This window comes from Tritonibacter horizontis (genome assembly GCF_001518015.1).
In the GTDB taxonomy this organism is placed as follows: domain Bacteria; phylum Pseudomonadota; class Alphaproteobacteria; order Rhodobacterales; family Rhodobacteraceae; genus Epibacterium; species Epibacterium horizontis.
Genome location: NZ_LPUY01000138.1, coordinates 79,784 through 94,700 on the forward strand (window position 1 = coordinate 79,784; position 14,917 = coordinate 94,700).

A 14,917-nucleotide genomic window follows, 5' to 3' on the forward strand; every position below is an offset into this window, starting at 1 on the left:
CCCCTCGCCTCTACCGCCACGCGTTAGCGATCCATACGGATCAGGACCCGCACCGTGCCCCGGACCGCTTCGGGCCAGACCAGGTCGATGCGGTCGTTGTTGCTGCCTTGATTGGTGCGCACATAGGGGGTCGGATACACCACCGAGCCGCCGGAGTTACGCATGGATCCTTCCATCACCACGCTGTCCACGCCACGGCTGTGACCGGAGAAGGGCAATGACCCATCGGTGTCCACCGACCAGGTGCTGGCGGCACTGCCCTCGTCATGTTCGACACGCAGCGGATTGCGCGACTTGGTGTCTACGTTGTGGAACGTGTTGCCGTCAAAGAAGACATCGCGGCTGCGGGTGAAATCCAGATCGGCAAAGCTGGTATCGACCCGTTCGGCGCGGTCAATCGTGCCGTTGATCGAGCGGAACTTGTTGCCGGTGACCGACACACCATTGAGAAAATGCCCGCTGCCATAGGGTTTGATCACGATATAGCTGAACCAATTCGCGACATCACCGCTGAGAAACACATTGTCGGTGATCGACATTGCCGAGAATGAAAACCCGGTGCTGAAATCCGGGGTCGCGTCATATTCGTTGGTCCACTCGACAAAGCAATTGTCGATGTAGTTTTCCGAAATCGTATGGGAGGCATAGGTATCCGTCACCACGATGCCTGCCGTGCGCACGCCGCCTGCGACGCTGTCGCCCTGAAAGAAATGGTTGCCGGTGATCGTGTGGTTGGAGCCGGCCATGACCGCCCAATGCAAAAACCGGGTGGCGCGGTTGTGGCGCAGTTTGACATCGTTGGAATTGGCGTTGAGCGCGATGCTGACCCGGTCCGAGACATCCTCGGCATCCTCATCCGACAGGAACTGGCAATTGTCCACCAGCATGCCCTGACAGCCATTGCCGATCGAGGTGATCGCGCGGGCCTTTGGTTTGGTGAAATAGCAGTCATGCAGCACAAAGACCGACCCGGCGGGGGCCAGCCGCAGGGCGCTGGCCTCGCCATTGCATTGAAACTCCACCCCGGAGATGCCGAATTTCTTGATCGCCGAGAAGCCGGAGAAATCCAGCATGTATTTGAACTGGGTGAAGGTGAAGTTCTGCCGCCCCTCGGCATCAAACAGCGGCTGGCTGAGGGTCAGCTCGCCCGCGCCGGTGTTCTTTTCCCGCACGTAGACCTCGCGCCCGACGCCTGCGCCTTCGACGAGGGCCCCGACCGGAATGGCCGCGATATTGTTGACATCTGTCAACTTTCGGTTGTCCGAGCTGCTGTAGGACGCCTGCGAAGTGACCACATCGTGATCCCAGGGCGCGCCGGCCTGCGCGGTGAACTGGCCATTGCGGATATAGCGCCGGGTGGCATAGCTGGTGCGGTTCGGCACCGCCGCCTGCATATCGATGGGTTCGTGCAGCGTGATACTGCGCCCGCCAAGATCCAGGCTTTCATGATCGACGCTGTTCAACAGCGCCTGAAACGCCTTTTTGAAGGCCAGCGCCTCGTCGTCAAATGCGGCGGCATAGGTCGGGTAGTTGTAGCTTTTGGTCAGCAGCAACATCGCGTCATCCGGCATCGACAGCGTGCCCTCGAACACCACGTCATGGTTGAGCGACAGGGTGCTGTTGATCAGGAACTCTCCCTCCGGGACCAGAATGCGCCGCCCGTCTGCGGCATCGTCGGCGGCCTCGAAGGCGGCGTGGCAATCGGTGCTGCCGTTTCCGACCGCACCATAATCGACAACATCCACGACGCTCAGCATGTCGCGCAGGAAAACACTGGTGACGTCCTCGATGATCAGGTCATCGACACGGATCACCCCGCCGTTGGGACCGGTCAGGTCCAGGCCAAGGTGGCCATAGGCCGCTGCGATCCCCCAGGGCATGTCTACGCCGGTCCGGGTGCCTGTGCCGACAATCGCCTGCACTTCGACCACCTCGCCATAGGCGGACAGGGTGACTCCGGGACCGACCTCGACCACGCCGGACACATGACTGTCGTTGCTGGCGCCGGCCCAGCCGGAAATCCGCACCGTTGGCAATGCGCCACTCATCGCTTTGACCCGCGCGGTCACCCGCAGATAGCAGCCCGGCAGGATCGGGGTTTCGCCCATGTAGCGCAGATGCTGGGTGCTGGCGGTCTTTTGCAGCTCAAGACAGCCCGCGAAATGCGCGTCCCCCGCCACAAGTGCCGCGTTTGCGGCCCCGTCGTAGGTGTCCGAACCGGGCGTTCCGTCGCCACTGGACCAGACATCAAGCCCCTGCGCAAATGCAGGCGGCATCAATTGCAGACCGTCGGTAATCGCCTTGTTCATGAGTAGTACCTTTCCTGTTCCAGCATGCCGGGATCGGGAAAAGGTCTATCAGTCCGGGATTAAATCCGGCTCAGGTGGGCGCACGCCGGGAGCGCAACACCCGCCCCTGGCCGCGCCCCTGGCCGGGCCGTGGTCAGACGCTGCCGGACGGGGCCTTGATCAGCTGTACCGCGTTGATTTTCCAACCAGTACCGGAGTTCACCATCTGGTAGTCAAGCAGATGCACCCCCCCCGATTTATCGGTCATCATGACCCGTTGCCACAGCTTGCCGGCAATCTCGCGCAGGTCGAGATACTGCACCTCTGCCGGGCGCCAGACCATGGGGTAGCCCTGTTCGACCATGGTGATGAAATTGCCCGGCGTGCCGAAATGTTTTTGGATGGAGGGCGAGGCATAGCCAAAGGCCGCCTGTGCATCCTCCGCCTGAAAGGCCTCCAGCTGGGCATCGATGACACCGATGATCTGGTCGCTCTGGGCGCTCTGAGCGCGCGCGGGCGCGAGCCAGGCCCCGGCAGCACATATGAAAACCGCCAGCCACACGCCGCATGTTCGTACAAGTTTCCGTCGCATCGCCACACTCCTTCAAGACAGCCCTGATGTGTCAGGAGCTAGCGTTGCGCAGGCTGTCGTCAAAGGGCGCGGGGATCAGGGCGCGAAATCGCAGGCCGAACAGGCGCCAAAGGGCTGCTGGCCCATCACCTTGGTCAGCACCGATCCAAGCGCCGCGATCACCTCCAGGAACGGGGTGATAGGCGGTGGCGGCATCAGGGTCGTCATGGAGGACATCAGCGCCAGGCCTGCGGCATTGGCGGTCTGCCCGCCGGCGATCACATCGTGCACATCCGGCAGCAGTTCAAACTGGCTAAGAAGGTCGGCGGCTGGCAGCGGAAACGGAATGCGTTTCTTGGACCAGTGGCTGTACATCGCATTGATCCGCGCCAGCCCGGAGGGGGTCAGCGCATCCTCGCCAAAGGCCTCGTGGATCACATCCAGGTCGGCCATCTGCGCCGCCAGCGCCATCAGCAGCGACAGAGGCGTTTTCATCCGGGGCACCGGGAAATTCTGCAATGCCGCGAACTGGCGCTTGAGCTGGTCGATAAAGGCGGGGGTCAACGGCGGCTTGTTCAGTGCCGCCGTGGTGGTGGCAAGCCCGGCCAGTTGGGTGGCCAGTTTCAGCTGCGGCAGCGGCAGGCCAAAGGCCGGCAGACGCATCTTTGGCAGGCGGGTGGCAAATTGCAGCGTCGCGGACTGGCGCGAGACGCTGGTGCCCGAGTCGCCCATGGTCATGGCCTCGCCCAGCTCGGCCTCCATCACCTCGAAGGGGCACAGGCCCTGGGTGCGCAACGCCAGCGTCATATGCGCGCCCATCGCAAGGTTGCTATAGGCCGGCGACGGCATCTGAGAAATCGAATGGGTCTTGGCCATCACGTTTTCCTCAAGGCTGAGGATCGCTTCGGTCAGCGCGTTCTTCAAGGCCTCAAGATCATCCAGCGGGAAAATCGCCGCCGGGATCGCCAGCCGCGCGGCCAGGGCCAGAACCGGGCCGCCGCGCGGCGGCAGCACCGCAGGCAAGGTGCCGTTCGGGGCCTGTGCGACGATATTGGCGGTGAGCCAGTTCTGATCCGTCGGAAGCATCTCGGCCAGGTTCAGATCCGTCCTGGCGCTGAGGTTCACGTTCAATTTCATCAGCTTGAGCATATTGGCAAGCTGGGGCGGCGGCGCATCCATCCGCAGGCTGTCGCGCTGAGGCGACGGCAGCGCCGACACCAGGTCGAGGTCTTTGCAAAAGCAAACCATCTGCTGTCAGCTCAGCCGCCGATGATGACGGTTGGGGCACCAACACTCACCATACCGCCATGGGCACAGGTATCGATCACAATCCGCACCGCAGGTTTTCCACACACAATCACCGTGGAAGATCCTTTTGCCAGCGTATCAGGTGGTCCGACACAGATTGCTGCGTCCCCCATAATTGCCTGAGGCAGACCGCAGGTCAGGACTGTCGTCGCGCTGGGTCCAGCCACCGGACCACCGACATGCGGAACGGGTGGGACAAGCGGCGACACCATGGGACAGACATGCATATCAGTAAGTCGCGCCGCTGGCATCATAATCCGATCCTCCAAAATATCCTTACTCTAGAGGATAAACACCTCAGCGCCCAAAAAGAAGTGAGTAGCTGTGGAAGTTTCTTGAAAAAGTTCGCCAGACGGCAAAACGGGCGCCGATTGCCGACGCCCGCCTGTCTGTTGCAGAGATCCGGAACCGGTCCGGTCAGGCAGTTTCGGACACCAGGTCGCCTGCCAGCGCCGTTTCGATCAGGGCGATGGTATCGCTGACCCCATACAGCGCGATGAAGCCGCCAAAACGCGGCCCCTGGGTCGCGCCCAGCAGCACCTCGTAGAGCGTCGAGAACCAGGCGCGCAGCGGATCGAACCCGTGGATCTTGCCGATGGCAAAGACCACCGATTGCAGGAATTCCTCGTCCGCGAAATCGGCCTCTGGCAGCGGGTCGTCATTGCCGACCAGTTCGTTCTTCCGGGCGATGGTCGCCAGGGCGGCCTCGGGGCTCTGCAGGGCAGTGGCAAGATCGCTCAGCGCCGCGCGTTCCTGATCGCTGGGCAGGCGGAACACCTTGGCCGGTTTCACGAAGTCCTGGAAATAGCGCACCGCGAACCCTGCCGCCTGATCCATGCCGGGATGGGTCGCAGCGGTGGCATCGGGGGCGTATTTGTTGATGAACCCCCACAGGGTTTCCTTGTCCTCGGCGCTGGAGGCGCTGGCGAGGTTCAACAGCATCGAGAAGGAAACCACCATATCCGACTGCGGTACAGCGCCGCCGTGGATGTGCCAGACCGGGTTGTTGAGCTGCCCCTTGAGGTCCTGACCGTGGTAGGCACGCAGCTGCTGATGATATTCGTCCACCGCCTTCGGGATCACGTCAAAATGCATCCGCTTGGCGGTTTTGGGCTTTTGATACATGAAATAGGACAGGCTCTCGGAGGAGGCATAGGTCAGCCATTCGTCAATCGAGATGCCGTTGCCGGAGGTTTTGGAAATCTTCTGTCCGTTTGCATCCAGAAACAATTCATAGGTGAAATGTTCTGGCGCGCGCTGGCCCAGCACCCGGCAGATGCCGTCATAGATCGGCGTATTGGTGGAATGGTCCTTGCCATACATCTCGAAGTCCACTTCGAGCGCCGCCCAGCGGGCGCCAAAGTCGGGCTTCCACTGCAGTTTCACATTGCCGCCGGTGACCGGCAGCGTCCATTCGCGGCCGTTTTCGTCGTCAAAGGTCACCTCGTAGGTCTCCGGGTTCACCTTTTTCATCGGCACATAGAGCACGCGACCGGTTTCCGGGTGGATCGGCAGGAAGATCGAATAGGTCTCGCGCCGTTCATCCCGCAAGGATTTCAGCATGATTTCCATGATGGCGTCATAGCGTTCGACGCAGCGTTTGAGCACCTCGTCAAACTGGCCCGAGGCGTAGAATTCGGTCGAGGAGTAGAACTCATACTCGAAACCAAACGTATCCAGGAACCGGCGCAACATGGCGTTGTTGTGGTGGCCAAAGCTGTCAAATTCGCCAAACGGATCCGGCACCGAGGTCAGCGGCTTTTGCAGATGATCCTTCAGGCCCTCGGCGTTCGGCACGTTGCCGGGGATCTTGCGCATGCCGTCGAGATCGTCCGAGAAACAGATCAGTTTGGTCGGGATGTCGGAAATCACCTCGAAGGCGGTTTTGATCATGGTGGTGCGGGCCACCTCGCCAAAGGTGCCGATATGCGGCAGACCGGAGGGACCGTAGCCGGTTTCAAACAACACATAGCCCTTTTCCGGCGCGCCCTTGGCGTAACGTTTGAGAACACGGCGTGCTTCTTCAAACGGCCAGGCTTTGCTCTTGAGAGCTTCTTCGCGCAGATCAGACATGATGTACTCCAGTCAGCGTCTTTTTCGGGATCATCGGCTGCACCATGCAACCCGACGCGCTTCTCTATTGTGCTGGTGCGGCACGAGTCAACACGGCGCCCCTCAAAGCGACCGGCGGAAAACCACTTTTTGCAAGGCTTCGGCGTTGAACGTGGCTGCTGCGCCCCCTATCCTACGCGCCGAACACACGGGCACAAAGGACGCCGGACAATGACAGAAGAGACCCTCCCCCTGCTGACACCGCAGGATTGCCTGGTGGCCGTCATGGTGGCGGTTTCCGCCTCGGACGAGGACATTCGCACCGTCGAGCTGGTCAAGATCCAGAACGCCGTCAACATGCTGCCGGTTTTTGCCGACTACGATGCCGACCGGATCACCGCCGTGTCGGGCACGGTGTTTGATCTGTTCGAGCAGGAGGACGGGCTGGATGCCTTGTTCGGGCTGGTGCGTGACATCCTGCCCCAGCGCCTGTTCGAGACATGTTATGCGCTGGCCTGTGATGTGGCGGCGGCAGACGGGACGCTGAACGACAACGAACTGCGCCTGCTGGAAGAGATCCGCTATGAGTTGAATGTGGAGCGTCTGCACGCGGCTGCCATCGAACGGGGCTCGCGCGCGCGCCACATGGTGTAAGGCGGGGCCTAAGCCGGGCCGCACGGGATCACGGAACCCAGTCGCGGCGCGGCCGGTCGGCCATCGGACGCAATCCGGACAAAAGGAAGGGGCCGCCCCAACCCGGCAAGAGGAAGGGGCCGCCCCATTTTTCACGCAACGGGCTTTGTTCGCCGCGGGCGCGGGTGCCGGGTCAGCTGCGCCCTTTCCAGGGCACCAGGAAATCCTCGGCCTTGCGCATCAAGATATCAATGCCGTAGCCGATGACCCCAATCAGGATGATCCCCATCAGGACGATATCCGTCAGCTGGAATTTCGACGCGGCGATGATCATCATGCCGGCCCCTTTCTGCGCCGCGACCAGTTCAGCCGCAACCACCGTCCCCCAGCAAACCCCCATGGCCACCCGCGCGCCGGTAAAGATCTCCGGCAGCGAATTTGGCACGATCACATGGCGCAGGATCTGCGGCTTGGACGCCCCCAGCGAATAGGCGGCGTGCACCTTGGTGATATTGACGCCCGACACCCCGGCCCGGGCCGCAATGGTCATGATCCACAGCGCCGCAAGGAACAGCAGAACGATCTTGCCGCTTTCCCAGATGCCAAACCAGATGATCACCAGCGGGATCAGCGCCAGCGGCGGCACCGGGCGCATGAATTCCACAATCGGATCGAACCAGCCGCGCACCCAGGAGCTGAGCCCCATCGCATAGCCAAGCGGGATCCCAACAAGCGAGCCAAGCACGAACCCCGCCAGCACCCGCAACAGCGACCAGCCCAGATGTTCCCAGAGGGTGAAGTTTTGATAGCCTTCGGAGGCGATCTCGACAAAGCGCGCGAACACGGCCTCGGGGCTGGGCATCCAGATCGGTTCCATCTGGAACCCCTTGTCGGGTTCAAAATTCAACGCGCCGCGCCGGGACATGGTGACATGGCCGTTGGGCACGGTCACTGTCTCTCCGGGGAGCAGCGGCTGGCCTTCGACCGCGGTCACGGTGACGTCGTCACCGTCGTTATCGGCCGCCTTGACCAGCACCGACCGCCAGGCCGCGACCTTGTCGGCATCGTTCTGGGCAAAGCCGGGGTTGGGAGCGATTTCCGGCGTCTCGGCCTCCGCGCCGAATTCATGGACCCGGATGACCACCGTCGCCTCGGCCGTCTCACCGGTCGCGGAGGTCGCGGTATAGGTGAAACTGGTGTCGCCGCGAAACGGGCCCGGCACATGGATCGGCACCAGTTTGGAGCCGGTGAAGGCCCCCCAGATCAAGAAGATCACCAGGATCGAGATAACCGAGGCCGCGCGGTTCGGGGTGATGGCGCTTTCGTCGCCAAAGGTCACTGTCTTGAGGCTGGTGAAATTCACCCCCGTGCGCATCCGGTCCTGCAGACGGTCAACAATGAAATAAGAGGCTGCGAACAGCGCCACATAGGCCAGAAGGATCAGCAGACCAGTCATGCCGCGCCCTCCGTCCGGCCCATGATTTCCTCTTCCATTTCCCAGATCATCGACAGGATTTCATCGCGGGTCTCGGCAAAACCGTCGAGTTTCTTGACGGCGCGCAGATCCATGTTGACCCCCTGTTCGGCAAAGGGCAGCCGGTATTCCTTGTGGATGCGACCGGGACGCGGCGCCATCACCAGCAGCCGTTCGCCCAGCAGCAGCGCTTCTTCGACGGAATGGGTGATCAGGATCACGGTCTTGCCGCTCTTTTTCCAGAGCTTGAGCACCAGCGCCTGCATTTTCTCGCGCGTCAGCGCGTCCAGCGCCCCCAGCGGTTCGTCCATCAGGATCACGTCGGGGTCATTGGCCAGGCACCGCGCCAGCGCCACCCGCTGCTGCATGCCGCCAGAGAGTTCATAGACCGCCTTTTCGCCAAAATCCTGCAGGCCGACGGTTTCCAGCAGCTGGTCGCAGATCTCGTTGCGCGCCGCCATTGCCATCCCTTTCATGCGGGGGCCGAATTCGACGTTTTCCCGCACGCTCATCCATTCGAAGAGGGCCCCTTTCTGGAACACCATGCCGCGTTCCGGCGCCGGTCCCCTGACGGTATGACCGTTCATCCGCACCGCGCCATCGGTGGGCGCCAGAAAGCCCGCGCAAATGTTCAGAAGGGTCGTCTTGCCGCATCCCGAAGGACCAAGAACGGACATCAGCTCACCCTTTCCGATCTCGATGGAGACATCTTGCAAGGCCTGGATATGCGTGCCGTTGGGCAAGTCAAATCGCATCGACAGGTGATCAATGTGGAGACCGTCCATGAGGAGCTCCTGCTCTCTGTGTGAAATGGAAAGGAAAGTGGCGCCAGATGCGGCGCCACTCTCGAAAGGCTGCGGCTGGTTAGTCCGCCACAGCCGCGAGGAAGCTCGCATCCACGGTGGAGGCATAGCTGTCCAGCGCCTTCGGGATCGAGCCCGCTTCGGCAAAGACGCCCGCCACGCCGATCATGAAGTCCTGAACCCCGCCGCCCAGCCATTTCTCGCTCAGCGCGTCTTCGGTTGAAGGGAAGGTGAAGGTGGCAATGGTCGCCTCGGTATCGGCGACATCCATGCCGGCGTCCTTGGCGATCACTTCGATCATCTTGTCCTTGTCGGTGCCCGCGTTCCACATCGCGTTGGCTTCTGCGGTGACCGCGAGGAATTTGGTCATCAGCTCGCCATCACTGGCAACAAAATCGGACGGTGCGGAGATCACATCGAACACCAGAATGCCGGCCGCTTCCTTTTCGGCCCCGGTCATCAGCACATTGCCGTGTTCTTTCATCCGGCGCAGCGCCCCGCCCCAGCCACAGACCATATCGAGCGAGCCCTGGGCAAAGGCCGCAGCGCCTTCTGGCGGGGCCATGTCAACGATCTCCATCGTGGTGATGTCTACGTCGAAATGCTCCATCTGCTTGAGAAACCCAAAATGCGCCGCCGTGCCAATCGGCACCCCGACGCGTTTGCCTTCCAGCTCCTTGGCCGAGGCACCGTCGATTTCCAGCGTCTCGGCCACCACGCAGTTGTCGTTTTCCGAGTATCCGACCGCGATGTCTGTGATCACCAGATCCTGTCCTGCGGAGGCCGCCACGACGAAGGGCGGCAGACCCTGGCTGACGGCGATCTGAACGTCGCCGGACGCCATCGCCGCGGACATAGCGGTGCCGGTGTCAAAAGCCACCCAGTTGATGCCGACCCCCATCGCCTCTTCATAGGTGCCCATCGCCTTGGCATATTGGAACGGCATCGGCCATTCGAGGAAATAGGCAACTGTAATATCTTCGGCCATTGCCGTGGTGCCCATCATCAGGGCGAGGGCCGTGGATGTGCCGCAAAGTGTGGTCTTGAAAGACATGTGGGTTCCTCCGTGTTGAACCGGTATCGCGATCAATCGCTTTTTCTGGAGGTCGCTCTTTTTAGAAATTTTTATGCTGACCTGCGCAAATGCTTACGATGAAGACCCGGTCTGACAACTGTCACAGCACCACTGGCCCCACGGAAACTGGATTCTGGGCTTATCCGTCAGGATTTTTTGCCTCTTTGGGGGCAAACTGGTCTTATCGGAGGGCACAGCTGCGGCGCGCGCGCACCGCCAGCGTCAACGGCTCAACTGCCGTAGACCTGCCCCCAGCGCAGCAGCAGCGCGTGTTGCAGGCGTTTGGCGCGGGCATTCCAGCTGCGCGCACCGGGCGGGCGTTCACGTTCGGCGCGGCTGATACGGTCACGCGCCGGCAGATCCGCCGAGAAAATGGCAAAGGCCAGCTCCCTGCCGTCTTCGGCGGTCACAAAGCCCCCCAGCCCGGAGACAAAATTGAGCGTTCCAGTCTTGGCGGCGATCTTGACCGGGTGACCCTTGATCGGGCGCCCCTTGTCATCCTGCAGGTAAATCGGTTTCAGCAACGGCTTTAACACGCCGCCCTGCTGGGCCACCACCAGCGCGCGCACCAGATCGTGTGCGGTCAGGCGAGAGGCCTCGCCCAGACCGGAGTGATCAACCAGATGGGTCTGCTGCATCCCGTAGGTCTGCGCGGCCCAATCGCTCATCCGGCGGCCAGAATCGGACAGGGAGGTCGGTCGCCCCCCGCGCTGCAGGCTGGCGGTCATGCCGATCATTTCCGCCATCAGATTGTTGGAGTATTTCAGCATCGCCAGCAAAAGCTGCGACAGTTGCGCGCTTTGATGCTGCGCCAGGACGGTGCCGGATGGCAGGCGGTCGATCTGTTTCGGGGTCGGCAGGGCAATGCCATGGGACCGCGCCAGCGTCTGAAACACGTCACCCACATAAAGCGCCGGATTGCGCACCGGCAACCAGCGCGAGCCGCCGTTGCCCAGCGCGCTGCTGGCCACGGTCCACTGGTCGATGCCGGAGTGTTCCGCGTAGGTATAGACCGGTGCCGCGCGGCGCACGACCGCCATTTTCGAGGTGAAGACCTCCGGGCGATATTTCTCGGTCCGGGCGTCCATGCTGACAGCCCAGGCGCTGCCGGCGCGTTTCCATTCAAAATGCACGCGGTTGAAATTGAGCGCGACCCCCGACACTGCGGGGCTGTAGCCGACATGATCCGGCTGACCGGGATCAATCGAGGCCACATGCGGCAACAGCCCATCCCAGATCAGGAACTGGCCGCGTATTTCGCGCAGACCGGCGGATTTCAATCCCGCCGCCAGCTCTGCCAGATCATTGGTATCAAGGGTCGGATCGCCGCCGCCGACAAAAACCAGATCGCCGTGCAAAATCCCGTTCTGAACCGGGCCGGTTGCGATCAGCCGCGTGCTGAACCGGTATCCGGCACCGAGACTGTCCAGCGCATAAAGCGTTGTCAGGATTTTTGCCACGCTGGCCGGGGGCAACCCCTTGTCGCCCTCAACCGTCTCCAACACCTGGCCGCTCCGGGCATCGGCCACGGCGCAGACCACCTCGCCAGAGATCTTGGCGCCTTGAAGCACCGCCTTCAGCCCATCCCGGCCCGGGCTGAGCGGATTGAGGCCGCGCATTTTCGGGCGCGGCGTATAGGTCGGAGCATTTGCAAACGCAGGGCCGGAACCGAGCGTTGCGAGAGCGGAGGAGATAAAGGCGCGACGAGAGATCATGGTGCGTATTTTGAATCAAATTCCCTGCCATTCGGCAAATGCTTTGATGGGAAAATGAAAAATAAGTGTCGTGACAGGACACCTTTGTCCCCAAACGGGTCAGCCTAACCCGACCACTCACCCCGGTTGCGGATCTCGGTCGAGGATGCATTGACCATCGGCACGTTCAGAAAACACCAGGCCGGGGCGTCGGCGCGGGCCAGCCGCTGGCTCTGGCTGGCGGGAATACGGGCGTTACCAAAAGCACGGGCGGCGGGCGACAGCCGTGCCGAGATCCGCTCGCCCGGGCGGGCCAGAACCCCAACCGGCACCGTGTTGAGGATATCGCGCCAGTCTTTCCAGCGGTGGAAATGGGCGAGGTTGTCCGCGCCCATCAACCAGACAAAGCGCACATGCGGATAGACCTGGCGCAAATGGCGCAGGGTCTGCGCCGTGTAGCGGGTGCCAAGCCGGGCCTCGATATCCGAAATCCGCACGCGCGGGTGATCCATCATGCGCGCCGCCGCCTGCATCCGCCGGGCCATCGACGCGGGCGGATTTTCCTTGAGCGGATTGCCCGGCGTAATCAGCCACCACAGCTGGTCGAGGTCGAACCGTTTGAGCGCGGCCCGCGAGATCTGCACATGCCCCTGATGGGGCGGATCAAAAGATCCACCCAAGAGACCCACGGTCATGCCGGGGCGCAGAAAGGGATACGCAGGTTTCATCGCGGAATTGATGCACAGATTTGGACGGCGATAGCAACGGCGGATGGCAGGGACGCGTGGCAGGGGGCAAAAAGAACGGGCCTCTCCGGATCGGAAAGGCCCGTCGCATCTGTCCTGTCTGAACCCGAGGCGGTTAGCGCACGAATTTCTTGTGCTTCAGGCGCTTGGGCTCCAGCGCGTCGGGGCCCAGACGGCGTTTCTTGTCTTCTTCGTAGTCCTCGAAGTTGCCTTCGAACCATTCCGCATGGGCATCGCCTTCAAAGGCAAGGATATGGGTGCAGATCCGGTCGAGGAAGAAACGGTCGTGCGAGATCACCACCGCGCAGCCCGCGAAATCCACCAGCGCATCCTCGAGCGCCCGCAGGGTTTCCACATCCAGGTCGTTGGTCGGTTCGTCGAGGAGGAGCACATTGCCGCCCTCTTTCAGCAGGCGGGCCATATGGACCCGGTTGCGTTCCCCGCCCGAGAGCAGCGACAGTTTCTTTTGCTGGTCGCCGCCCTTGAAGTTGAAGGAGGAACAATAAGCGCGGGAATTGACCTGCGCATCGCCCAGTTCGATGATTTCAGCGCCGCCCGAGATCGCTTCCCAGACCGTATCGCCGTCGTTGAGATCGTCGCGGGACTGGTCAACATACGACAGCTTGACCGTGTCGCCGTATTCCACCGTGCCCTCGTCAGGCTGTTCCTGACCGGTCAGCATCCGGAACAGGGTCGATTTACCGGCCCCGTTGGGGCCGATGACACCGACGATCCCGCCCGGCGGCAGGGAGAATTCCAGACCGTCGATCAGCAGCGTGTCGCCAAAGCCCTTTTTCAGGCCGCTGACCTCGATCACCTTGGAGCCAAGCCGCGGACCGTTGGGGATGACGATCTGCGCGCGGCCGACTTTTTCGCGTTCAGAGGTATTGGCCATCTCGTTATAGGCCGCGATCCGGGCCTTGGATTTGGCCTGACGGGCCTTTTGGCCCTGCTGCATCCATTCCAGTTCGCGTTCCAGGGTCTTTTGCTTGGCCTTGTCTTCGCGCGCTTCGTGCTGCAGGCGTTTGGCCTTCTGCTCCAGCCAGCTGGAATAGTTGCCCTCATAGGGAATGCCCCGCCCCCGGTCGAGTTCGAGAATCCAGCCGGTGATGTCATCCAGGAAATACCGGTCGTGGGTGACGCAGAGGATGGTGCCCTTGTAGTCGATCAGATGCTGTTGCAGCCAGGCGATGGTTTCCGCGTCCAGGTGGTTGGTCGGTTCGTCAAGAAGCAGCATATCGGGCGCTTCCAGCAGCAGCTTGCACAGGGCCACCCGGCGCCGTTCACCGCCCGACAGGTCCTTGATCGGCGCGTCGTCCGGCGGGCAGCGCAGCGCCTCCATCGACACGTCCACCTGACTGTCCAGATCCCAGAGGTTTTCGGAATCAATCGCATCCTGAAGGGTCGTCATCTCCTCCATCAGCTCGTCGGTATAGTTTTCCGCCATTTCAACCGCGATCTGGTTGAAGCGGTCCACCTTCGCCTTTTTCTCCGCCACGCCGAGCATGACATTCTCGCGCACGGTCAGCGTCTCGTCCAGCTGCGGTTCCTGTGGCAGGTAGCCAACTTTTGCGCCTTCGGCCGACCAGGCCTCGCCGGTGAAATCCGTGTCGAGGCCGGCCATGATCCGCATCAGGGTCGACTTACCGGAGCCGTTGACGCCGACCACACCGATTTTCACACCCGGAAGGAAGGACAGGTGGATGTTTTCAAAGCATTTCTTGCCGCCGGGATAGGTCTTGGAGACACCCTGCATATGGTAAACGTACTGGTAGGAAGCCATTCGTGTTGCTCCGTCATAAAGGGAAACTGGTTGGCAGGTGTGATAACGCGTGTGCCCGGCAGGGGCAATCGCTGCTGCGCAGACCGTGGCTGCGGTCGCACTTGCGGTGCAACCGGCAGTTTCGCGCTCAAATGACGTGCCATAGCGTCATTTTCCTTAGTTTTGCCGGATTTTTCGACGACACTCGATCCTGAGCCCGCCACGTCAGGCAGGCGACAGGAGATTCGCTATGGTTGTGGGACATATCCTCGTTGCAATTCTTGCGAGCATGACGGCCGCGCTGTCCGCAGGCTATGTCTTCGACGCATCCTTTTGGATCTGTTGTTTCATTTACGTTCTCTCCGGTTGTGTCAGCGCCTGTTGTGTCGCTGGCTTTTCCATCGCGAAACTGGCGCGGGACCGACGCATCCAAGCCGCGCATCCGCTTGCGAACGCCTAGACTTACTTCTCTGGCCTGCCAGGCCCGAGGCCATCGTCAAAGCAATACCCC

At 61.6% G+C, this 14,917-nt stretch carries 12 protein-coding genes; 1 reads left to right on the forward strand and 11 read right to left on the reverse strand.

Going from position 1 to position 14,917, the window contains the following annotated elements; genetic code table 11:
• Positions 1 to 23: 23 nt before the first annotated feature.
• The 5 genes from TRIHO_RS22330 to TRIHO_RS22350 all read right to left on the reverse strand — a co-directional run bounded on the left by TRIHO_RS22330 (position 24) and on the right by TRIHO_RS22350 (position 6,240).
• Positions 24 to 2,309 (reverse strand): glycosyl hydrolase family 28-related protein, encoded by a 2,286-nt coding sequence (locus TRIHO_RS22330; protein ID WP_068248940.1) that lies wholly within the window; start codon positions 2,307 to 2,309, stop codon positions 24 to 26.
• A gap of 133 nt (positions 2,310 to 2,442) precedes the next feature.
• Positions 2,443 to 2,880: a DUF4864 domain-containing protein gene (locus TRIHO_RS22335; protein ID WP_082705286.1), complete on the reverse strand. Its 438-nt coding sequence runs from the start codon at positions 2,878 to 2,880 to the stop codon at positions 2,443 to 2,445.
• 75 nt (positions 2,881 to 2,955) lie between these two features.
• Positions 2,956 to 4,077 carry a hypothetical protein gene (locus TRIHO_RS22340; protein ID WP_131811245.1) on the reverse strand — a complete coding sequence of 374 codons (1,122 nt, stop codon included), beginning with the start codon at positions 4,075 to 4,077 and terminating at the stop codon, positions 2,956 to 2,958.
• A gap of 41 nt (positions 4,078 to 4,118) precedes the next feature.
• The gene (locus TRIHO_RS22345) at positions 4,119 to 4,421 is read right to left on the reverse strand and encodes a PAAR domain-containing protein (protein WP_068248944.1); all 303 of its coding nucleotides are present in this window, start codon (positions 4,419 to 4,421) and stop codon (positions 4,119 to 4,121) included.
• A gap of 163 nt (positions 4,422 to 4,584) precedes the next feature.
• Complete coding sequence (locus TRIHO_RS22350) at positions 4,585 to 6,240, reverse strand: lysine--tRNA ligase (protein WP_068248946.1); 1,656 nt, start codon at positions 6,238 to 6,240, stop codon at positions 4,585 to 4,587.
• Between the two features lie 210 nt (positions 6,241 to 6,450).
• On the opposite strand from TRIHO_RS22350, the gene TRIHO_RS22355 reads away from it, so the two are divergent.
• Positions 6,451 to 6,873, forward strand: a complete 423-nt coding sequence (locus tag TRIHO_RS22355; RefSeq protein WP_068248948.1) for a tellurite resistance TerB family protein — start codon at positions 6,451 to 6,453, stop codon at positions 6,871 to 6,873.
• A 172-nt stretch (positions 6,874 to 7,045) separates the two neighbouring features.
• Here TRIHO_RS22355 and TRIHO_RS22360 read toward each other — a convergent pair whose 3' ends face one another.
• From TRIHO_RS22360 to ettA, 6 genes are all read right to left on the reverse strand, one after another.
• A complete protein-coding gene (locus TRIHO_RS22360; RefSeq protein ID WP_068249124.1) occupies positions 7,046 to 8,299 on the reverse strand; it encodes an ABC transporter permease in 1,254 nt (417 codons plus the stop codon).
• A 5-nt stretch (positions 8,300 to 8,304) separates the two neighbouring features.
• Entirely contained in the window at positions 8,305 to 9,111 is an 807-nt protein-coding gene (locus TRIHO_RS22365) for an ATP-binding cassette domain-containing protein (protein ID WP_068248950.1), read from the reverse strand.
• A gap of 79 nt (positions 9,112 to 9,190) precedes the next feature.
• Entirely contained in the window at positions 9,191 to 10,183 is a 993-nt protein-coding gene (locus TRIHO_RS22370) for a taurine ABC transporter substrate-binding protein (RefSeq protein WP_068248952.1), read from the reverse strand.
• A 251-nt stretch (positions 10,184 to 10,434) separates the two neighbouring features.
• The gene (dacB, locus tag TRIHO_RS22375) at positions 10,435 to 11,919 is read right to left on the reverse strand and encodes a D-alanyl-D-alanine carboxypeptidase/D-alanyl-D-alanine endopeptidase (protein WP_068248954.1); all 1,485 of its coding nucleotides are present in this window, start codon (positions 11,917 to 11,919) and stop codon (positions 10,435 to 10,437) included.
• Between the two features lie 104 nt (positions 11,920 to 12,023).
• Complete coding sequence (locus TRIHO_RS22380) at positions 12,024 to 12,626, reverse strand: nicotinate-nucleotide adenylyltransferase (protein ID WP_068248956.1); 603 nt, start codon at positions 12,624 to 12,626, stop codon at positions 12,024 to 12,026.
• A gap of 133 nt (positions 12,627 to 12,759) precedes the next feature.
• Positions 12,760 to 14,427: an energy-dependent translational throttle protein EttA gene (gene ettA / locus TRIHO_RS22385; protein WP_068248959.1), complete on the reverse strand. Its 1,668-nt coding sequence runs from the start codon at positions 14,425 to 14,427 to the stop codon at positions 12,760 to 12,762.
• Between the last annotated feature and the right edge of the window lie 490 nt (positions 14,428 to 14,917).